General features: G+C 74.6%; 20 protein-coding genes. 12 read left to right on the forward strand and 8 right to left on the reverse strand.

The window, feature by feature from the left end; all coding sequences use genetic code 11:
* Positions 1–6: 6 nt before the first annotated feature.
* Positions 7–807: a phosphatase PAP2 family protein gene (locus OG455_RS28775; RefSeq protein WP_266300985.1), complete on the reverse strand. Its 801-nt coding sequence runs from the start codon at positions 805–807 to the stop codon at positions 7–9.
* A gap of 525 nt (positions 808–1,332) precedes the next feature.
* Between OG455_RS28775 and OG455_RS28780 the strand changes: the two genes are divergently transcribed.
* Together OG455_RS28780 and OG455_RS28785 are read left to right on the forward strand one after the other, a co-directional pair.
* A complete protein-coding gene (locus OG455_RS28780; RefSeq protein ID WP_266298619.1) occupies positions 1,333–2,706 on the forward strand; it encodes a helix-turn-helix transcriptional regulator in 1,374 nt (457 codons plus the stop codon).
* Between the two features lie 184 nt (positions 2,707–2,890).
* Entirely contained in the window at positions 2,891–4,009 is a 1,119-nt protein-coding gene (locus OG455_RS28785; protein ID WP_266298621.1) for a lipopolysaccharide assembly protein LapB, read from the forward strand.
* Between the two features lie 44 nt (positions 4,010–4,053).
* On the opposite strand, the gene OG455_RS28790 is transcribed toward OG455_RS28785, so the two are convergent.
* Positions 4,054–4,989, reverse strand: a complete 936-nt coding sequence (locus OG455_RS28790; RefSeq protein WP_266298623.1) for a LysR family transcriptional regulator — start codon at positions 4,987–4,989, stop codon at positions 4,054–4,056.
* 163 nt (positions 4,990–5,152) lie between these two features.
* Here OG455_RS28790 and OG455_RS28795 point away from each other — a divergent pair, with 163 nt between their 5' ends.
* Complete coding sequence (locus OG455_RS28795) at positions 5,153–5,395, forward strand: hypothetical protein (protein WP_266298625.1); 243 nt, start codon at positions 5,153–5,155, stop codon at positions 5,393–5,395.
* On the opposite strand, the gene OG455_RS28800 is transcribed toward OG455_RS28795, so the two are convergent.
* Entirely contained in the window at positions 5,396–6,511 is a 1,116-nt protein-coding gene (locus OG455_RS28800; protein ID WP_266288838.1) for an IS630 family transposase, read from the reverse strand.
* Between the two features lie 104 nt (positions 6,512–6,615).
* On the opposite strand from OG455_RS28800, the gene OG455_RS28805 reads away from it, so the two are divergent.
* The gene (locus tag OG455_RS28805) at positions 6,616–6,954 is read left to right on the forward strand and encodes a P-II family nitrogen regulator (protein ID WP_266298627.1); all 339 of its coding nucleotides are present in this window, start codon (positions 6,616–6,618) and stop codon (positions 6,952–6,954) included.
* Positions 6,955–7,010: 56 nt separating this feature from the next.
* Here OG455_RS28805 and OG455_RS28810 read toward each other — a convergent pair whose 3' ends face one another.
* Complete coding sequence (locus OG455_RS28810; RefSeq protein ID WP_266298629.1) at positions 7,011–7,754, reverse strand: SDR family oxidoreductase; 744 nt, start codon at positions 7,752–7,754, stop codon at positions 7,011–7,013.
* A 187-nt stretch (positions 7,755–7,941) separates the two neighbouring features.
* On the opposite strand from OG455_RS28810, the gene OG455_RS28815 reads away from it, so the two are divergent.
* The 6 genes from OG455_RS28815 (at position 7,942) to OG455_RS28840 (ending at position 13,560) form a co-directional block, all read left to right on the forward strand.
* Positions 7,942–9,243 (forward strand): ROK family transcriptional regulator, encoded by a 1,302-nt coding sequence (locus OG455_RS28815; RefSeq protein WP_266298631.1) that lies wholly within the window; start codon positions 7,942–7,944, stop codon positions 9,241–9,243.
* Positions 9,240–10,319: an enolase C-terminal domain-like protein gene (locus OG455_RS28820; RefSeq protein WP_266298633.1), complete on the forward strand. Its 1,080-nt coding sequence runs from the start codon at positions 9,240–9,242 to the stop codon at positions 10,317–10,319. The genes OG455_RS28815 and OG455_RS28820 overlap by 4 nt, the downstream gene beginning before the upstream one ends.
* Positions 10,320–10,505 (forward strand): hypothetical protein, encoded by a 186-nt coding sequence (locus OG455_RS28825; protein ID WP_266298635.1) that lies wholly within the window; start codon positions 10,320–10,322, stop codon positions 10,503–10,505.
* 227 nt (positions 10,506–10,732) lie between these two features.
* On the forward strand, positions 10,733–11,797 hold the full coding sequence (locus tag OG455_RS28830; RefSeq protein WP_266298637.1) for an esterase family protein: 1,065 nt from the start codon (positions 10,733–10,735) through the stop codon (positions 11,795–11,797).
* A gap of 230 nt (positions 11,798–12,027) precedes the next feature.
* A complete protein-coding gene (locus OG455_RS28835) occupies positions 12,028–12,747 on the forward strand; it encodes a hemerythrin domain-containing protein (RefSeq protein WP_266298639.1) in 720 nt (239 codons plus the stop codon).
* Between the two features lie 144 nt (positions 12,748–12,891).
* Positions 12,892–13,560, forward strand: coding sequence for a hypothetical protein (locus tag OG455_RS28840; protein WP_266298641.1), 669 nt, complete (start codon positions 12,892–12,894; stop codon positions 13,558–13,560).
* A 130-nt stretch (positions 13,561–13,690) separates the two neighbouring features.
* On the opposite strand, the gene OG455_RS28845 is transcribed toward OG455_RS28840, so the two are convergent.
* A complete protein-coding gene (locus OG455_RS28845) occupies positions 13,691–15,232 on the reverse strand; it encodes an FAD-dependent monooxygenase (protein WP_266298643.1) in 1,542 nt (513 codons plus the stop codon).
* Positions 15,233–15,269: 37 nt separating this feature from the next.
* Here OG455_RS28845 and OG455_RS28850 point away from each other — a divergent pair, with 37 nt between their 5' ends.
* Positions 15,270–15,923: a TetR/AcrR family transcriptional regulator C-terminal domain-containing protein gene (locus OG455_RS28850; protein ID WP_266298645.1), complete on the forward strand. Its 654-nt coding sequence runs from the start codon at positions 15,270–15,272 to the stop codon at positions 15,921–15,923.
* Positions 15,924–16,017: 94 nt separating this feature from the next.
* Entirely contained in the window at positions 16,018–16,929 is a 912-nt protein-coding gene (locus tag OG455_RS28855) for a DUF1152 domain-containing protein (RefSeq protein ID WP_266300986.1), read from the forward strand.
* On the opposite strand, the gene OG455_RS28860 is transcribed toward OG455_RS28855, so the two are convergent.
* Genes OG455_RS28860 through OG455_RS28870 form a run of 3 tightly spaced genes read right to left on the reverse strand, consistent with a single transcriptional unit; the run spans position 16,868 to position 18,905 of the window.
* Positions 16,868–17,998: a hypothetical protein gene (locus OG455_RS28860; RefSeq protein WP_266298647.1), complete on the reverse strand. Its 1,131-nt coding sequence runs from the start codon at positions 17,996–17,998 to the stop codon at positions 16,868–16,870. The two genes, OG455_RS28855 and OG455_RS28860, sit on opposite strands and share 62 nt — an antisense overlap.
* On the reverse strand, positions 17,995–18,549 hold the full coding sequence (locus OG455_RS28865; protein WP_266298649.1) for a DUF1697 domain-containing protein: 555 nt from the start codon (positions 18,547–18,549) through the stop codon (positions 17,995–17,997). Before OG455_RS28865 ends, OG455_RS28860 begins: the two co-directional genes overlap by 4 nt.
* Positions 18,549–18,905, reverse strand: a complete 357-nt coding sequence (locus tag OG455_RS28870) for an ArsC/Spx/MgsR family protein (RefSeq protein ID WP_266298651.1) — start codon at positions 18,903–18,905, stop codon at positions 18,549–18,551. Before OG455_RS28870 ends, OG455_RS28865 begins: the two co-directional genes overlap by 1 nt.
* Between the last annotated feature and the right edge of the window lie 7 nt (positions 18,906–18,912).

Here is an 18,912-nt window from a genome sequence, read left to right on the forward strand (position 1 = left end):
GTTCGGTCAGCGCCGGGAGCCGGCGCCCACCGGGGTGGGGCGCTGCTCGGGCACGGCGGCCTGGGCCTGCCAGGCGGTCGGGATCTGCGGGAACTGGAAGGCCCAGCGGTGGTAGATCAGCCGGGTCGCGGCGAAGCCGAGCGCCAGGCAGAGCAGGCCGCCCACCGCGTCCATCCAGTAGTGGTTGCCGGTGGAGATGATCACCGAGAGGGTGAACAGCGGGTAGATGAGCCCCAGCGCCCTGATCCACCTGCGTTCGGCCAGGAAGAAGATGGTCAGCCCGCACCAGGTCGACCAGCCGATGTGCATCGAGGGCATCGCGGCGAACTGGTTGGTGGCGCTGGCCGCCGCCCCCGAGGCCAGCGAGCCCCAGGTGTGGTGGACCTCGACGGTGTCGACGAAGCCGAGCCCGGCCAGCCGCGGTGGGGCCAGCGGGAAGAAGTAGAAGCCCAGCAGGGCCGCGCCGGTGGTGATGAAGAGCACCGTGCGAGCGGCCGCGTAGCGGCCCGGGTGGCTGCGGTAGAGCCAGACCAGCACACCGATCGTGATGATGAAGTGCAGCGTCGCGTAGTAGTAGTTCATCCCCACGATCAGCCAGGTGACCGAGTTGACCGCGTGGTTGATCGAGCGCTCGACGTCGATGCCGAGGAACTGCTCGGTGTGCCAGACCCACATGGCGTTGCGGTGCGCGATGTCCGCCTGTTCGGGCACCGCGTTGCGCACCAGTGAGTAGATCCAGTAGCTGAAGCCGATCAGCGCCAGCTCGAAGAGGAGCCGGGGGCGGGCCGGACCGCGCCGCTGCGCCATGATCCGGTGCCGCAGCGAGCCGGTGGCCCGTACGGCGGTGCTGCCGCCGGCTCCGTCCACGGCCGACTCGGCCGGGTGGCCGGTGGCTCGGACGGAACCGCCGGCGCTGAGCGGGGCGGCTTCGGCGCCGTCCTGCCTCTGGCTTTCGGTCGGTTCCCCCATGGACGAGAAGTCTGCCAGACGATCTGTGGCCGTCCGATCATCCTCTGGTCGTGGATTCTTCACCGGCTGTCCTCCCTCGGTGTGAGGCGGTTGCCTCCGACCGGGGTGGGGGAGGCAGCGCGGTGCGCGCGATCAGCGCGCGGCGGAGGGACACACATGCGTTCCATTGTTACGCGTTCGCAATACCGGGGGCGAGGCGGGGTCCTGGTCGGGGGGTTCGCTCGAACCCGGCTCGAGCCGGGGCCCCGCGCGCCGTTCATTCCGTCGTTGGTCTTGGAGAGGCGTTGTCAATCCTGTAAACAATGGAGTCAAGTCAGTCAGCACGGTGCGGGGCACCGCCAGACAGTCGAGGCAAGGGCGGGCATGGAATCCGGGCAGGACGCCACAACGGAGATCGGCCGACGGCTGCGGGACCTGCGCCGCGAGCGCGGGCTCAAACAGAGCGATCTGGCCGGTGAGGGCATGTCGGTCAGCTACCTGTCGCTGCTGGAGTCCGGCAAGCGCCCGGTCACCCCGGCGATCCTGCACCGGCTGGCCGCCGAGCTCGGGTGCACGGTGGAGTTCCTGCGCACCGGGCAGGAGGGCGATCGCGAGCTGGAGCGCCAGCAGGAGCTGCTGCTCCGGATCACCCTGGGTGAGCTGGCGCTGCGTGGCGGTGAGTACGGCGCGGCACTGGCGGCCTGCGACGCGGTGCTGGCCGAGGACCCGCCCGCCGAGACCGCCACCCGGCGCCGCGCCAAGATCGCCCGAGCCGACGCACTGGAGCGGCTGAACCGCCCGGCCGAGGCGCTGGCGGTGCTGCACGAGCTGTACCGGGACGCGGCGCTCGGGCCGGGCGCCGCCGAGTGGCTGCGGCTCGCGGTGGCGCTCTGCCGCTGCCATCTGCTCGCGGGCGAGCCGGCCAGCGCCGTGGAGCTGGGGCAGGGCGCGCTGGCCCGCCTGGACGCGGTGATCGCCACCCCGACCGAGGACCACCTCGGCCTCGGTGTCGCGCTGATCGAGGCGCAGCACCGCAGCGGCGGCCTGGCCGCCGCCAAGGAGCTGGCCGACCGGCTGCTGCCGCACGCCGAGCGCACCGCCTCCCCGGCCGCCCGGGCCGCCGCCTTCCGGCACGCCAGCCGGCGCGCCCAGCAGCGCGGCGAGACGGCGCTCGCGCTCACCCTGGCCGAGCGCGCCCTCGCGCTGCCCGCCGAGGACGAGGTGGCCCGCTACCTCGGCCTGCTCAAGGCCGGCTACGGCTCGCTGCTGCTCGACGGCCCGGAGCCGGAGCCGGGGCTGGCCAAGAAGTACCTCGCGCTGGCCGGCCAGGAGCTGGCCCGCTGCGGGCGCCAGTTGGACCGGGCCGGCTGCGAACTGAGCCTGGCCCGCGCAGATCTGATGCTGGGTGAGTACGCCGACGGGGCCGCGCACGCGGAGCGCGCGCTGGACCTGGCGGGCGAGGGGCACACCGGGGTCGGGGTCTGGGCCTGGCTGCAGCTGGGTGAGGCCCGCCGGCTGCAGGGCCGGACGCGGGAGGCCACCGAGGCGCTGCACACCGTGGAGCGACTGCTCGGCGAGGAGCAGGCGCTGCTGGCCGCCGGGCGGGAGCGGGCCGAGGTGTGGCGGGCGCTGGGCGACCAGTGGCTGGGGCACGGCTGCCCGGAGGCGGCGATGAACGCCTACCGGCAGGGCCTCGCGGCGGCGGGGCTGTCGGGCGCCGCCCCGCTGCGCGCGGTGCTGCGGCCCGCCGGGCTGTGAGCGGTGCGGTGGCGGGCCGAGGGGCGGGGACCGGGACTTGGGTCCGTGCCGCCGCCGCGTCCGGTGGGTCCCGGTTGCTGGACGGCTGGGGTTGGCCGGGCGGCCGGCGGGTAACCTGATCCGGACCACGAACCCGGGCACGCCCCCGCCAGCACCCCGGCCTCCACAGAGGGGGACAGACCCTGTGACGCTCCGGCTGGACACGGCCTTCGCTGAACTGGCCCTGCGCAACGGCGGTGACGCCGAGGCGCTGGCCGTCTTCGGCCGCGTGCTGGCCGCCGACCCGCCGCCGGACCGGCAGACCGCCCGCCGGGCCGGGCGCGGCCGGGCCTGGGCGTTGGAGAAGCTCGGGCGGCTGGAGCGGGCGATCGGCGCCTATCGCGAGCTGCTGGCCGAGCCCGACACCGAAGTCGGCTCCGAGGACTGGGCGTTGCTCGCGGTGGCGCTCTGCCGCTGCTACCGCGACGTGGGCGATCAGGCGATGAGCGTGGACTTCGGCGAGCGGGCGATGGCCGAGCTGAGCCGGGCCGACGTGGCACCGCTGCCCGAGCACCTGCAGCTCGGCTCGACCCTGATGGGCTGCTACATCTCGCGCGGGGACCTGACCTCGGCCAAGCTGCTGGCCGAGCGGCTGCTGCCGCTGGCCCGCTCCACCGGCTCGCGGGTCGCGCTCGGCGCGGTGGAGTGGAACGCCTCGCTGATCGCCCGGGAGCAGGGCCGGTTCGACGAGGCGCTCGAACTGGCGGAGCGCGCCCTGGCATTGATGGCGGAGGCGGACAACGCCCGTCACCAGGGCATGCTGCGGTGCAACCTGGCCCGGGTGCTGATCGCCAGGGGCGAGCCGGCCGGCGCGCTGGACCTGCTGGTCGCCGCCTACGGGATCCTGCGGGAGAGCGCCCGGATCTCGGAAGTGGTCTTCTGCGTGGTGCTGCTCTCCGAGGTGCTGGTCCAACTCGGCGATCCGGCCGGGGCCCTGGAGTGGGCCGCGCGGGGGACGGCGCTGCTGGAGGCGATCGGCGAGGAGCTCTGGCACGAGCGGGCCGCGCTCGCGCTGGCCTTCGGGCGGGCCCACCTGGTGGCCGGTGACGAGGAGTTCGGCGAGGCGGAACTGCACCGCTGCGGGAGGCTGCTGGACCGCTCCGGCGACCACCGCGACGTCGCGCTGATCTGGCGCAGGCTGGGCGACTCCTGGGCGGAGCGGGAGCGGCCCGTCCAGGCGATGGCGGCCTACCAGGCGGCACTGACCGCCCTGGGTCTGCCGGCCGTGCCCGCGGCCTCCTCCCGCCGCCGCGCGCTCTCCTGAGAGTCGGCCGGGGAGCAGGCCCGGCAGCTCCTGTTGACGCCTCGTCAGGCGGCCTTGGTCCAGCCGGTGAACCGCCGCAGCTCGGCCACCAGCCGGGTGAGCAACGGCTCGGGAGCCCGGCTGCTCCAGGTGAGCGCCAGGTGCGAAGGGGCGGCGTCGCGCACCGGCAGCCAGCTCACCCCGGGGGCGGCCGGAGCCCAGCGGCTCAGCGGCTCGGGGGCCAGCCAGACGCCCCGCCCGCGGGCCACCGCCAGCAGGCAGTCCTCGACCTTCCCCCAGCCCTCGACCTTCCCCCAGTCCTCGGCCGGAGCGGCGCGCGGCACGGACCAGGGTCCGCGCGCCTCGGCGCACTCGAAGCTGTCCGGCACCACCAAGGCCTCCTCGGCCAGGTCGGCCAGGCAGACGGAGGCCCGGTCCGCCAGCCGGTGGCCCCGGCGCACCGCGACCGCCCGCTGGTAGGCGCGCACCCGGGCCTGTCGCAGCGTGCCCGGGGCGGCCGGCAGCCAGAGGAAGGCCGCGTCCGCCTCGTCGGACCGCAGAAGCGCCAGCTCCTCGGCCAGGGTCGGCACTGTGATCAGGTCGATGGCCAGCCCGGGGATCGCCTCCTCCATCGCGGCCGCCGCCTCCAGCGCGAACGGCGCGGTGGCGTACGGGCAGCAGGCCAGCCGCAGCGGACGGGCGGGCTCGGGCCGCTCGGCCCGGGCGCGCAGCCGGGCGGCCAGGCTGTCCAGCTCGCCGACCACGCTGCGGGCGCCGACCGCCAGCTCGGCGCCGGCCGGGGTCAGGCTGACGCCTCGTGAGGTGCGCACCAGCAAGGGGGCGCCCAGGGCCCGTTCGAGCTGCTGGATCTGGACCGAGACGGCCTGCTGGGCCAGGTGCAGCCGGGCTGCCGCCCGGGTGATGTTCAACTCCTGGGACACCATCAGGAAGGAGCGCAGATGGCGCAGTTCGACGCCTGCCGCGATGCTGTCCGCTGCCATCTGGCCCCCTGTAGCCCCGGTGTCGGACCTGATCAAACACGGGATGTAAAATATCGTCAAGTCACAGGTAAAGGCGCTGGTCACAGGCGAGGTTGACGGGCGCCCGGCGGCCCGATCGCTAGTGCTCTGACCGATATGGTTCGCCGGGTTGAGACGGAGGGCCGTGTTGTTCGTAGAGATCGTCTTTGTTGGTTTGCCGATCGACCGTGATGAGGTCGAGGAGGCGGTGGAGGCCGAGTTCGGCCTCCACGGTGAGGTCACAGGCGCGGGCAGCGGCATGGGTCGTTGCCATCTCGACCTGGAGATCGCGGAGGGCTTGCAGCGGGACGAAGCACTGACGCGGCTCCGCGGCGTCCTGGCCGAGCTCGGGGTCGCTGAGTTTGCGGAGCTCAACGTCGGCGATTGATCAGGCCGCCGCCGGTCGGCCGCCCCAGCGCAGGCCCTTCTCACTGCGGATGCGGGCGCGTTCGCGGCGTTGGGCGGCGAGTACGTCGGGGTGGCGGGCGTTGGTGTTGCGCCAGCGCAGGTAGCGGTGCAGTTCGCGGGTCTGGACCGTGTGGTTGGGGTGGTTCGAGTTCGCGAGGGTGAACTGCCTCAGCGGCCCGAAGTGCGCCTCGATCGGGTTGGCCCAGGAAGCGTTCGTCGGGGTGAAGCAGAGGTGGACGTTGTTGTTGTGAGCCCAGCTGCGGATCTTCTTGCCGTTGTGGGCGGAGAGGTTGTCCAGGATCACGTAGACCGGGGCGCCGTCTGGGCGGGCGGCCCGGATCGATCGGAGTGCGGCCATGGTGTTCGTGGTGCCCTTGCGGCGGCGGTTGACGCCCCACAGGGTGTCGTCGCCGATCGAGTAGCAGCCGTGGAAGTAGGTGACGCCGTGGGTGCGATGGTAGGTCGCCGGCAGCCGGTCGGGCCTGCCCTCCTTGGCCCAGCAGGATCCGCCGTTGGGGCGGATACCGAGCGGTCCGAACTCGTCGAACGCGAACGTGCGGTCGGGGAAGCGGTCCAGGACGTGCTCGATCCGGTCGAGCTTGGCATCCCGCTCCGGGTCGGTGGACTCCTTCCACGTCTTGGTCCGTTGGAAGGTGACGCCGCGTCGGGCGAGCAGGCAGCGCAGAGCCTCGCGACCCAGGCGGATCACCCGGCCGTGAACCTTGCGCAGGTAGGCGGCGAGCTTGCGGATCGACCAGCGGGTGAAGGGCTGCCCGAGCTTGGCCGGGCGAGTGGTGGCCGTCTGGACGACGAAGTCCTCGTCGTCAGGACTGAGCAGGCGGGGACGGCCTCCCGCCCAACGAGGGTCCAGGCAGGCCAGACCGATCTCGTTGAACCGGTGGATCACGTCACGCACGGTGTCTTCGTCGGCCGCGACCAACTGGGCGATGACCGGCACGCGGTTGCCGCCGGCCGAGGCCAGCAGCATCATCGCCCGCCGGTAGCGCACCGTGTTCGTGCTGCCCCGACGCACGATCCGCTGTAACTGCTGCCCCTCCTGGTCGGTCAGTCTCCGGACCTTGACCGGCTCCGCCACCACGCCTCCCCACACCTCGGATGTCCGCCCACATCCAACCGGTCCGGACGGTGGCACCGCCAACCCGGCGAACCTATTCGGTCAGAGCACTAGCATCACGCGATATGAAGCTGATCACCGCCATCCTGAAGCCCTATCAGCTGGACGACGTCAAGACCGTGCTGCGCGAGCTCGGGGTGCACGGGCTGACCGTCACCGAGGCGAGCGGTTACGGGCGGCAGCGTGGTCACACCGAGGTGTACCGGGGGGCGGAGTACCGGGTCGACCTGGTGCCCAAGGTTCGCCTGGAGGTGGTGGTGGCCGACGAGGACGCCGAACCGGTGATCGAGGCCGTGCTGGGGGCGGCGCGCACCGGGCGGATCGGCGACGGCAAGGTCTGGGTGGTGCCGGTGGAGACCCTGGTCCGGGTGCGCACCGGCGAGCGCGGGCCGGACGCCGTCTGAGCGGTGCGTCCTGCGGCCCACGCGGTGGCCCTGGCGCGGCGGCCCGCGCCGGCGGGTCAGCCGCGCCCGATGTAGGGCATGGTGGTGGCCAGGACGGTGGCGAACTGGATGTTGGCCTCCAGTGGCAGCTCCGCCATGTGCCGCACGGTACGGGCCACGTCCGCCACGTCCATCGTCGGCTCGGGGGCGATCCGGCCGTCGGCCTGGCGCACGCCCAGGCTCATCGAGGCGGTCATGTCGGTGGCGGCGTTGCCGATGTCGATCTGGCCGCAGGCGATCCGGTACGGCCGCCCGTCCAGCGAGAGCGACTTGGTCAGGCCGGTGACCGCGTGCTTGGTGGCGGTGTACGCGATGCTCTGCGGGCGCGGCACGTGCGCCGAGATCGAGCCGTTGTTGATGATCCGCCCGCCCTGCGGCAGTTGGCCCTTCATCTGCCGGAAGGCCGCCTGGGCGCAGAGGAAGGCGCCGGTCAGGTTGAGGTCCACCACCGCGCGCCAGTCCTGGTAGGAGAGTTCCTCCAGCGGCACGGGGGCGCCGAAGGTACCGGCGTTGTTGAAGAGCAGGTCGATCCGGCCGAAGCGCTCGGCCACCTCGGCGAAGAGCGCGTCCACCGCGGCCGGATCGGTCACGTCGGTCGGGATGACCGCGGCCGCGCGGCCGGTCAGCGCGGCGGTCTCGTGCAGCGGTTCGGCCCGGCGTCCGGCGAGCGCGAGCCGCCATCCGGCCGCGGCCAGTTCGAGCGCGACGGCCCGGCCCACGCCGGTGCCGGCCCCGGTGACGACGGCGGTCTGCTGCGGCATGCGGTGCTCCCTGTGCTGGTGGTGAGCCGATGATCGCCGACTTGTCCGGCCGGTGTCATTGGTAGGAGCGCACCGAAGATCGCCGTCGACCGGCGCGGGGGCTTGTCAGGAGCGCCCGAGGTCACTAAGTTTCGGAAAATAAGTAAACGCGCCGGAAACGATAGGGTGCCGGGAGGAGGCGATCACCGTGACCAACCGCACCGTGACCAACCGCGTGACCAACCGCGTGACCAACCGCGGCGAGCAGCCCCAGGGGCTGATCACCCCCGGCCAGCGGGCCGAGTACATGCGGCAGGGCAACGCCTCCGCGGTGCTGCGCGCCGTCCTCGCCTTCGGCCCCGTCTCCCGGGCCGAGATCGCCCGGCACACCGGCCTCTCCGCGCCCAGCGTCACCAAGCTGACCAGCACCCTGATCGAGGCGGGGCTGCTCGGCGAGCTCTCCCCGATGGAGCCGACCCAGGGCCGCCCGCGGGTGCCGCTGCGGGTCGACCCCGAGCGCACCGTCGCGCTCGGCGTGCACATCGGCCTGCTGCGCACCACGTTCGGCCTGGTCGGCCTGGACGGGCGGGTGCTGCTCGAACGCGAGCTGGCGCACGGCGGTGGCGGCGAGCTGACCCCGCGTCGGATCGCCGCGCAGGCCGCCGAGGGGGTCCGGGCCTTCCTGGACGAGAAGCTGGCCGGGCGCCGGCTGGTCGGCACCGGGGTCAGCATCGGCGGCTGGGTGGACGGCGCGCGCGGCCTGGTGGTCGAGCACGGGCCGCTCGGCTGGCGGGACGTGGACCTGCGCGCCGAGCTGGTGGGCAAGCTGCCCGGCCCGCTGGTGCTGGAGCAGACGGTGCGCGCCATCGCCCGCGCCGAGCTCTGGTTCGGTGCCGGGCGCGAGGTGGACGACTTCGCGCTGGTCTTCATCGGCAACGTGCTGGGCGCGGCGATCGTGGTGGACCGCACCGTGCACCGCGGCCCCGGTGCCGCGGCCGGCGGCATCGAGCACCTGACCGCCACCGACGACCCCGCGGTGCGCTGCCCGCGCTGCGGCACCGGCTGCCTGAGCGTGGCGGCCGGCGACCTCGCGTTGATCGCCGAGGCCCGCGCGGCCGGCCTGCTCGACCCCGGCCCGAGCGGCACGGCCGGCGGCGCGCTCGACCTGGAGCGCCTGGTCGCCGCCGCCCGCCCGGCCGGCTCGGGCAGCGGCGACGAGCGCGCCCAGCGGCTGCTGCGCCGCCGGGCCCGCCGGGCCGGGCGGGCCATCGCAACCCTGGTCGACCTGCTCAACCCGAGCCGGGTGGTGCTGGCCGGCGGCATCCTGGTCGCCGACGAGTACCTGGACGACCTGCGCGCCGAGGTCGCCGAGCGCAGCCACCGCGGTGCCGCGGTGGCCGCGGACATCGTGCCCGCCGTGTTCGGCGCCCGGACCCTGGTGCGGTCCTCGGCGGTGCCGGTGCTGGAGCGGGTCATCACCGAACCGTTCACCTCCTTGGGGCTGCTGTGACCACGACCGTCGCACCGAGTACCACCCTGACCGGCGAGCTCTTCCGCTGCGCCGTGAGCGGACGCACCGACTGGCTGCTGCTGCGGCTGCGCGACCAGGACGGGGTGACCGGCTGGGGCGAGTGCTCCGACGCCGGGCCGCGCGCGGCCGTGCTGCGGGTGCTCGACGGGGACGGCGAGGTCGGCGTGTTCACCCGCCGCACGGTGCGCGGGGCGGTGCGCCAGGCGCTGGCCGACCTGGCCGCCAGGCGGGCCGGGGTGCCGCTGTGGCGCTGGCTCGGCGGCGCGGGCGCCGCTCACGCGCCGGAGTCGGTGCCGCTGTACGCCAACCTCAACCGGGCCCCGGGCGGCCGGGCCCCGGCCGAGGTGGCGGCCACCGCGGTCGCCGCCGTGCGGGCCGGGTTCACCGCCGTCAAGCTCGCGCCCTTCGACACCCCGGGCGGTGACCGGCTGGCGCACCTCGGACTGGCCCGGGTGCGCGCGGTGCGGGCGGCGGTCGGCCCGGACGTGCGGGTCCTGGTGGACTGCCACGAGCGCCTCTCGCTCGCCGAACTCACCCCGCTGCTCGACCCGTTCGCCGAGCTCGGGATCGGCTGGCTGGAGGACGGCGTGGGCAGCGCCCGCCCGGCCGAGCTGGCCGAGCTGCGCCACCGCACCCAGCTGCCGCTGGCCGGCGGCGAGTTCGCCTTCGACGCCGCCGAACTCGCCGCGGTGGACGGCCTGCTGGACTACGTGCTGCCCGACGTCAAGCACGCCGGAGGACCGGCCGCGGTGCTCGCGCTGGCCGCGGCGGCGGGCGCCGCCCGGGTCTCGTTGCACAACCCCGCCGGCCCGGTGGCCACCCTGCACAGTGCGCACCTGGCCGCGCTGCTGCCCACCGAGCCGCTGGAGTTCGCCTTCGGCGAGGTGGACTGGCGAGCCGCGCTGCTCGGCGGCGCCGAGCGGATCAGCGGGGGGCGGCTGGCGCTGCCCGCCGGCCCCGGGCTGGGCGCCGAGCCCGACCTCGACCACCCGGCGCTGCTGCCGGTCTGGCGCGGCACCATCGAGCCGACCGACTCCTGTTGCCCGACCGAGTAGATGACGCGTCGTCAGTCGGCCTCCCGGTCCTGGGAGGGCGGCGGCACCGTCGGCCGGCCCCTGAACGACACCGCCCTCGTGGTGGACCACAACGCGCGGGGCTGGGCCACCACCGGCGCGGCCGTGGTGAGGGCCGATCCCGCCGGCCCGCCGGCCCGCCGGCCCGCCGGCCGGGTGGCCGGGTAGCCGGGCCTGCCTGGTCCGCCCCCCGTCGCCCGGCCGATCGGCGGGGGCCGAACGGCTGGACTTTGCCTAAGTCGTACCAAATGTTGGGTGGTGGGCCGCCCGGTCGCAACCACGGCCGGTCGGGGCCGCGTCATAGGATCAACACCACCGCGCGCCGACCCCACCTGGGTCGGCGTGGCCCGGCGCCACCCGCCCGGGCGTCTCCCCACCACTCGGAAAGTCCCCTCGTGCAGCCGCCGTTCGCCCGTCCACGTGCCGTCCTGTCCGCCGCCGCCGTCCTCACCATGGCGGCCGCCCTCACCGCGTGCGGCGGGAGTGGCGGCGGCAAGCCCGCGGCCCAGGCCGCGCCGCCGGCCGGCCGGGTCGCGGGCTCGCCCGGTGCCCCGGCGGGCACGGACCCGAGCGGATCGGCCGCGCCGGCCGCGAGCGCCGCGCCGTCCGCCGGCTCGGACCAGGTCTCCCTGCCGACCGGTCCCGCCACCCAGCTGACCAAGGCCCGCGACACCGCGGCCGGCCCGATCATGATGACGACGCTGACCGGCAAGAAGTCCGGGGTCACCGCCAAGGTCTGGGTCTGGCTCCCGCCGGAGTACAACGACCCCAAGTACGCCACCTACGGCTTCCCGGTGCTCACCCTCTACGCGGGCGGCCAGAGCAACGGCTACAACACCTGGACCGACGACCAGCTGCCGATCCAGGCGGAGGACGAGGACCTGGTCAAGCAGGGCAAGGCGCACCCGTTCATCATGGTGATGCCGGTGCAGAACCTGGTCGCCGACGAGAAGCAGACGCTGGACTGCAGTGACATCCCCGGCCAGCCGAAGATGGGCACCTGGATGTCCGAGGACGTCCCCGACTTCGTGCGTGCCAACTTCCGCACCCTGAAGAGCCGCGACGGCTGGGGCCTGATGGGCGCCTCCACCGGCGCGTTCTGCAGCGCCAAGATGGCCCTGCAGCACCCCGACCTCTACAAGGCCGCGGTGCCGATCGACGGCTACTTCAACCCCGACTCCGAGTTCTGGAAGGGCCACGAGGCGGACCGGCTGGCGAACAGCCCCGACGTGCTGGTCGGCCAGAGCAAGGCCGACGTGCGGATGCTGGCCACGGCGGGTGGGGCGACGCCGGACGAGGTCAAGCTGGTCAAGGCATGGGTGGCGAAGGCGGCGGCCCCCACCAAGATCGACTACTACGAGCAGCCGGGCGGCAAGCACCTCACCTCGCACTTCAAGAAGATGATCCCGGACACCCTGCAGTGGCTGACCCAGAACCTGGCAGGGCCGACACCGGCCTGAGCCGTCCGCGGGCCTTGGCGGGTGACTCGAACGGACACTGCTGACACCTCGTCAGCAGTGTCCGTTCTGCTTCCGCAGGTGCGCTGACCTGCGCGGCAATCCGCCATTGATTCACCTCTGATCGACTGTGACCACGCTGGATCGCGACGTCGCGCTTCCCGCTCACTCACCTGCCGCGGGAAGCGCCACCTGCTCCCTCCGCCCGCCATGACAGTCCTGAAGAGAGTGCCATGCAGCCGCATCTGCTTACCGTTCCCGCCCAGCGCGGCCCCAATGAGGTGGTGCCGGCCGTGCGCCCCGTCCGTTTCGCCGGCCTGCGCCTGGTGCACGCCGCCCTGCGCCGCGACCTCGCCCGGCTGCCCAACGCGCTGCGCCTGCTGCAGCCCGGCGACGAGGTGGGCGCCGAGGCGCTGCGCCGGCACTGGGACTTCCTCACCGCGATGCTCACCTGCCACCACGAGCAGCAGGACGTCCGGCTCTGGCCGCTGATCCGCCGCTTCGCCCCCGAGCTACGGCTGCTGGTCAACTGGCTGGAGGACGACCACCACAACCTGGACCACTCCTTCACCCGCACCACCACCCTGATGCGGGTCGCCACCCGGGACCCCGCCAGCGCCTGGCCGGTCGCCTACGCGGTGGAGGAGCTGGCGGCCCGGCTGGAGACCCACCTGCGGATCGAGGAGGAGCAGGTGCTGCCGGCGATCACCCTGCTCTTCGCCCCGCAGTCCCGCGTCGGCTCCCTCGGCGAACTGCTCGACCTGCTCAGGCTCGCCGACGGCCCCGGCGCCCCGGACGCGCTGGCCTGGCTGCTGGAGGGCGTCGCGCCGGAGCAGATCGAGGCGCTGCTGGCCGAGTGCGACGACCTGACGGCCCGCCAGTGGCCCCACTGGCAGGCGGTCTACGCGCGATGCTCGGCGGAGCTGTGGGGGGCGGCGCCGGTCGGGGAGTGAGCGCGGGGCCGTCGGCGGCGGGGAGTTGGGGCGCATTCGGGCTAGACGGGATGGCGGGGTCCGCGGGGCGGTGGCGATGGTGGGGGGAAGGCCGTTCGGCGGCCTGACTCCCCCTCCCCGGTTCCTGGAAGAAAGCTCACCCTCATGCGCAGCACGTGGACCACGGTCCTGTTCAGCACCGCGGTGGCCGGCGCCGTCGCCGCCACCACCGGCATCGCCGCCGGTTCGGCGGTCCGCCACCACCCGATGATCAAGCCGGAGGCGGCGGAGTCCGCGCCGGCGAGCCCCGTCCCGGCGGTCGGGTCCGCGCCCGTGACCAGCGCGGATGCGCGGCGGGCCGCGCGGACCGTGGCGGCGCTGGGCGCGCTCGGCGGCGTGCTGGAGCGGGTCGGCGACCTGGCCGCCGTGAGCAACCCGGGCGGCGCGGCGGGAACAGCGGCGGATCCCGCGGCGGATCCGGCGGCGCTGCGCGGCCGGCTGGGGGAGCTGGGGGCGGCCGCCGACAAGCTCAAGGCGGCGCTGCCGGCGGCGCCCGTCCTGCCGGTGGCACCGGGCGCACCCTCCGCGCCCGGCGCGCCCGCACTGCCCAGCGGCGTCCAGCCGGGCGGCCCGCTGCAGCGCGCGCAGGCGCCGTCGGCCGACAGCGCGGTCGAGGACCGGCTCGGCGTGCTGCAGCAGGACGCCGCCGCCTTCGTGGGCGCGGCGAGCGCGGCGCGCCCCGATCCGGCCGCCGTGCAGGCGGCCCTGGCACCGCTCTCCGCCGACTCCCTCGCGCTGAGCACCGCCACGGTCGCCCGCCTCGGCGCCGCCTGAGCGCGGCCTGAGCGAGCGAGCGCCCGCCACCGCCCCCGGAGTGTGCCGGGGGCGGTGGCGGTTCAGCGGGTACCGATCCTGCGTGGAACGTCGGCCTGGCCGACTTCTCGGGCCCGTCAGCGCCCCGGCCTCAGCCCGCCGGCGCGGTGCGCCCGATCAGCGCCAGGTACTCGGCCGCGTCCGCCGCGTCCTCGCCCGCCAGGCCGAGGTAGCCGTCCGGGCGCACCACGAACAGGCCCTCGCCGAAGGCGTCCCCCAGCTCGCCGCCCGCCTCCGCCGGCGAGGCCTGGTGCACCACGACCCCCGTCCCGGCCGCGCCGAGCGCCGGCGGAGCCTGTCGTCCCACCGCGAGCAGCAGCGCGTGCGGGCCGCGGAGCAGGCCGAACAGGCGCCCGCCCGCCACCGCCAGGTCCGGCACCCGGTCACCGGCCCGCAGCGCGCCCTCCGGCAGCGCATCCTCCGGCGGTGGGCAGCCCCGCACCCCGTCCCGGCGTTCCACGCTCAGCGGGCTGTTCGGGTAGCCGATGCCCAACTGCGAGGTCTGTGAACCGCGTTGGACCGAGCCGGGGCCGCCGTCGCGGCCGGCCCGGTGCAGCCGGGTGGTCAGCCCGAGCATCTCGGCGGCCACCGGGCGGCGTTCGGCCTCGTAGCTGTCGAGCAGTTCGGCGGGCGCGCCGTGGCGCAGGATCCGGCCGAGCTTCCAGCCGAGGTTGTAGGCGTCCTGCACACCGGTGTTCAGACCTTGGCCGCCGGCCGGTGAGTGCACGTGGGCGGCGTCGCCGGCCAGCAGCACCCGGCCGGACCGGAACCGGTCGGCCAGCGCGGCCCGGGGCCGGAACTCGGAGCTCCAGGCCACCTCGCCCAGCGCCACCTCGCCCCACGCCGCCCCGGTCAGCGGCGTGCGCGAGGCGATCACCGCGCGCACGCCCGCCGGTGAGGCGTCCACCCGCGACCCTTGCGGGAACTGGGCGAAGAGCTGGAACAGTTCGGTGCCGGCCAGCGGGCAGAGGGTGAGCGGGTTGCCGTCGCCCGGCCAGACGTGCCAGTGGGTGCGGTCCAGGCCGGTGATCGCCAGGTCGGCGACCAGGGACGGGCGCGGGTCCACCGTCTCGCCCGTCATCGCGACGCCGAGGGCCGCGCGGACGGTGCTGCGGCCGCCGTCCGCGCCGACCAGGTAGCGGGCGCGGACGGTGGCGGGCGACCCGCCGGCGCTCCGCAGGCTCGCCCGCACGCCCTCCCGGTCCTGGGCCAGCTCCGTCAGCTCGACACCGAAGGCGACGTCGCCGCCCAGCTGGCGCAGCCGGTCGAGGAGGAGCTCCTGGGTGCGCCACTGCGGCAGCATCCAGGGCGCGGGGTAGGGGATGCCGGGGCGCGGCTCGACGGGGGTGACGAGGTCCCAGGCGTCGCCCGGCGCGCCGTCCGTCCAGGTGAGCATCCGCGGGTAGTGGCCGCCGGCCGCGCGCACCGCCCCGATCACGCCGAGATCGTCGAAGACCTCCTGGGTGCGCGGCTGCAGGCCCTTGCCGCGCGAGCCCGGGAAGAGAGCGCTCTCCCGCTCGACCACCAGGGCCGGCACGCCGCGGCGGGCCAGATCCACGGCCAGGGTCAGCCCGGCGGCGCCCGCGCCGACGACCAGTACGTCGACAGTTTCCTTAACGTCGTTAAGTGCCATGCCCGGAGTCTGCGCTTAACGCTGTTAAACTGTCAAGGTGCCCCCCAAACTCGATCCCGCCCTCGTCGTCGACACCGCGCTGCGCCTGCTGAACGAGACCGGCCTCGACGGCCTGACGCTGCGCCGGATCGCCACCGAGCTGGACGTCAAGGCGCCCGCGCTGTACTGGCACTTCAGCTCCAAGCAGGCGCTGCTGGACGCGATGGCCACCCAGTTGTTCCGGTTCGCCGCCGCTGAGCCGGCCCCCGGCCCGCACGCCCCCTGGCAGGAGTGGGTCGGCCACTCCTGCCGCACCCTGCGCCGCACCCTGCTGCGCTACCGGGACGGCGCCAAGGTCTTCTCCGGCACCCGCTTCCAGGGCACCGACCACGCCGAGGTACTGGAGCGCTACCTGGCCGTGCTGCTCGCGGCGGGCTTCGCCCTGGACGACGCCGTGCTCGCCTTCGCCACCGGCTACGCCTTCACCATCGGCTTCGTGATCGAGGAGCAGGCCGTCCACCCGCTGCCCGGCGAGCAGGACCCGTACTTCGATCCGGACACCCGGGCCGCCCGGATCGGTCCGGAGCACCCGGCCGCCGCGGCGGCGGGGCCGGCGCTCTTCACCGGCTTCGAGGAGCGCTTCGAGCGCGGGCTCGCGATCCTGCTGGCCGGGATCGCCGTGACCACCCCTGGGCTGTCCGGGCCCTGCTAGCGTCCACCGGGTGTCCGTGAACCCCCTCGGCGCCCCGCACGCCGCCCCGCTCTTCGAGCCACCGCTGATCAGCCGGCTGCGCCCGGCCCGGCGGATCCTGATCGCCGGGGCCGGCGGCGGCTTCGACGTCTACGCCGGGCTGCCGCTGGCCCTCGCGCTGCGTGCGGCCGGGCACGAGGTGCACCTGGCGAACCTCTCCTTCAGCGACCTGTACGGCCTGCCCGGCGAGGTCTGGCACGCGCCGGACCTCGCCGAGATCAACGCCGGCACACCGGACGGCGGCCGCAGCTACTTCCCCGAACTCGCGCTGGCCCGCTGGCTGCGCGCACAGGGGCAGCCGGACACGGTGTGGGCCTTCCCCACCGTCGGTGTCCAGCCGCTGAGGGCCGCCTACCAGGTGCTGATCGACCACCTCGACATCGATGCGGTGGTGCTGGTGGACGGCGGCACCGACATCCTGCTGCGCGGCGACGAGGTCGGCCTCGGCACCCCCGAGGAGGACATGACCAGCCTGGCCGCGGTGGCCGGGTTGGAGGGCCTGACGGAGCGCCTGGTGGTCTGCCTCGGCTTCGGGATCGACGCCCACCACGGCGTCAGCCATGCCCTGGTGCTGGAGAACCTGGCCGCGCTCGCCCGCACCGGCGACTACCTCGGCGCCTTCTCGCTGGCCGCCGACAGCCCCGAGGGCGCCGCCTACCTCGACGCTGTCGCGCACGCCCAGGCCGCCACCGCCGACCACCCGAGCATCGTGAACGGCTCGATCGCCGCCGCACTGCGCGGCGGGTTCGGCGACGTCCACTTCACCACCCGCACCCGGGGCAGCAAGCTCTTCATCAACCCGCTGATGGCCGTCTACTTCGCGGTCACGGTCGCCGGGCTGGCCGGGCAGCACCGTTACCTGGACCGGCTGGAGCGCACCGTGGTGTTGCGCCAGGTCGCCTCGATCATCGAAGAGTGCCGAGACGAACTGCCCCGGCAACGGCCACCGAGGGCTTTTCCGCACTGACCGTGAGCCAGGGCACGTCGTCGTGCTCGACCACGTGCACCGTGCCGTCCGGTGCGGCGAGTTGGGCCGTCAGGCGGCCCGCCGCGCAGCTGACCAGGCGCAGTTGGGCGGTGGCGGGGTCCAACAGCGGTGGCGCGGCGGTACCGGGGGAGCGCCACGGGACCTTCCCGGTCGCGGTCCGCTCCCACCACGGGCCGACCACCGGCCCGGCCCGGAGGACCCAGTCGGCCGTCAGCGCCCGGAAGGCCCGCTCGCGGCCCCAGCGCCGCTCGCCCGCCGCCACGAGGTCCCGGCCGGCCCCGCTCAGCGCGTGCGCGAGGGTGCGCGCGGTCGGCAGATCGCTGCGGCGGCTGTGGCGCACGGACCTGATCTGCAGCATCGCGGTGTGCAGCAGCCGGGCGGCCCGGTCCGCCGCGGCGCCGCGGATGGCTCCGCTCGGACCTGGCGGCCGATCCACCGTCGGCAAGGGGGCGTACCGGTCGGCGGCGAAGCCGGTGGCGCCCGGGCAGCTGAGCTTCGGCACGGGGCAGTCGGCGGCCTCGACCCGGAAGTCGAGCCGGTCGACGTCCGGGTAGCTCAACCACAGCCGCGCGGCGGGCGCCCCCTCGGGCGCCGCGAACCGGCGCGGCGCGCTGACGCGGAGCTCGACGCTGATCCGCTCCGGTCCCTCCCGCTCGACCAGCAGGCCGCTGAGCCGCGCCCGGTCGAGGTCGTACGACTCGGCCAGCTCCTCGGGCGTGCTGACCGCCGTGGCCGGGGTGGCGGCCGGCAGCAGCCCCGCGACCGGGGCGACGCGCTCCACCCAGGCCCGCCGCTCGGGTCCGAAGTCGGCCAGCCAGAGCAGGGCCCGGCGGGCCGCCGCCTCCCGCTCCCGGGCGGTGCGCCCGGTGGCGGCGGCGAGCAGCGGGTAGGTGTTGTTGTCCCAGATGTCGCAGGCGCGGACGATGGCCGAGCGGTCGAGCACGTGGCCGTCCGCCGCCGCCCGCGCGATCTGCTCGACGGAGGCGTCCAGCACCGTGCCCAGTGCGTCCAGCGCGTTCACCGCGCCCGGTGCCCCCGCCGTGCTCACCCCTTGCGGGCGGCGGCCAGGATCTTCGCCGTGGTGTGGAAGAACCGGCTGGTGCCCTGCCCGTGGTACGACTTGCCGAAGGCCGAGGCCGCGTTGCCGGTCGGGCGGCCGCCGATGAGGCGGGCGACCACGAAGGCCTCGCCCGCGGTGGCGGCGATCACCTCCAGGTCGCCCCTGGGGGTCAGGTGCGGCAGCGTGAGGTCGGCGGGCAGCGGTTCGGAGAGGAAGACCACGCAGAACCGGACGTGCTCGGTGACCTCGACGCCGCGGAACGGGTCGGCCTCCACCACCGCCGCCAGCTCCTCGACCGTGCGCAGCATGACCGGCACCTCGTACCCGAGCGCCTCCCGCAGGCAGGCCTCGATCCGCTCGGTCAGCGCGGCCCGGTCGATGGAGGCGTCCGCGGTGAAGAAGACGTTGCCGCTCTGGATGTAGGACCGCACCTCACCCAGGCCCAGCCCGGCGAAGAGCTCGCGCAGGCGTTCCATCTTGACGGTGCGTCCGCCGACGTTGACCGCGCGCAGGAAGGCGATGAAGGTCTGGTCGGCCATTACGGCAGCACCGAGCGCAGCGCCTCCGGCGTCCGGGCGATCACCGCGTGTCCGTCGTCCGCGGTGATGATCGGGCGCTGCAGCAGGATCGGGTGCTCCGCCAGCGCGGCCAGCCAGCGCGGCCGGTCAGCCGCCGTGCGGCCCCAGCCTCGCATGCCCTGCTCCCTGGCGACCGCCTCGTCCAGCCGCGTGATGTCCCACGGGTCCAGACCGAGCCGCTCCAGCACCACCTCCAGCTCGGCCACCGAGGGCGGGTCCTCCAGGTAGCGGCGCACGGTGTAGTTCAGCCCCGCCGCGTTCAGCTCGGTGAGCGCTGAGCGGCACTTGCCGCAGCGCGGGTTGATCCAGATCTCCATGCCGCCC

This window comes from Kitasatospora sp. NBC_01287 (genome assembly GCF_026340565.1).
Classification (GTDB): Bacteria; Actinomycetota; Actinomycetes; order Streptomycetales; family Streptomycetaceae; genus Kitasatospora.

What these genes read in the sequence shown, in the direction of transcription:
- OG455_RS28780 (WP_266298619.1), top strand. Translation starts at nt 1,333, where the DNA reads ATGGAATCCGGGCAGGACGCCACAACGGAGATCGGCCGACGGCTGCGG.
- OG455_RS28810 (WP_266298629.1), bottom strand. Translation starts at nt 7,754, where the DNA reads ATGCCGCAGCAGACCGCCGTCGTCACCGGGGCCGGCACCGGCGTGGGC.
- OG455_RS28775 (WP_266300985.1), bottom strand. Translation starts at nt 807, where the DNA reads ATGGCGCAGCGGCGCGGTCCGGCCCGCCCCCGGCTCCTCTTCGAGCTG.
- OG455_RS28870 (WP_266298651.1), bottom strand. Translation starts at nt 18,905, where the DNA reads ATGGAGATCTGGATCAACCCGCGCTGCGGCAAGTGCCGCTCAGCGCTC.
- OG455_RS28840 (WP_266298641.1), top strand. Translation starts at nt 12,892, where the DNA reads ATGCGCAGCACGTGGACCACGGTCCTGTTCAGCACCGCGGTGGCCGGC.
- OG455_RS28825 (WP_266298635.1), top strand. Translation starts at nt 10,320, where the DNA reads ATGACGCGTCGTCAGTCGGCCTCCCGGTCCTGGGAGGGCGGCGGCACC.
- OG455_RS28805 (WP_266298627.1), top strand. Translation starts at nt 6,616, where the DNA reads ATGAAGCTGATCACCGCCATCCTGAAGCCCTATCAGCTGGACGACGTC.
- OG455_RS28790 (WP_266298623.1), bottom strand. Translation starts at nt 4,989, where the DNA reads ATGGCAGCGGACAGCATCGCGGCAGGCGTCGAACTGCGCCATCTGCGC.
- OG455_RS28845 (WP_266298643.1), bottom strand. Translation starts at nt 15,232, where the DNA reads ATGGCACTTAACGACGTTAAGGAAACTGTCGACGTACTGGTCGTCGGC.
- OG455_RS28865 (WP_266298649.1), bottom strand. Translation starts at nt 18,549, where the DNA reads ATGGCCGACCAGACCTTCATCGCCTTCCTGCGCGCGGTCAACGTCGGC.
- OG455_RS28835 (WP_266298639.1), top strand. Translation starts at nt 12,028, where the DNA reads ATGCAGCCGCATCTGCTTACCGTTCCCGCCCAGCGCGGCCCCAATGAG.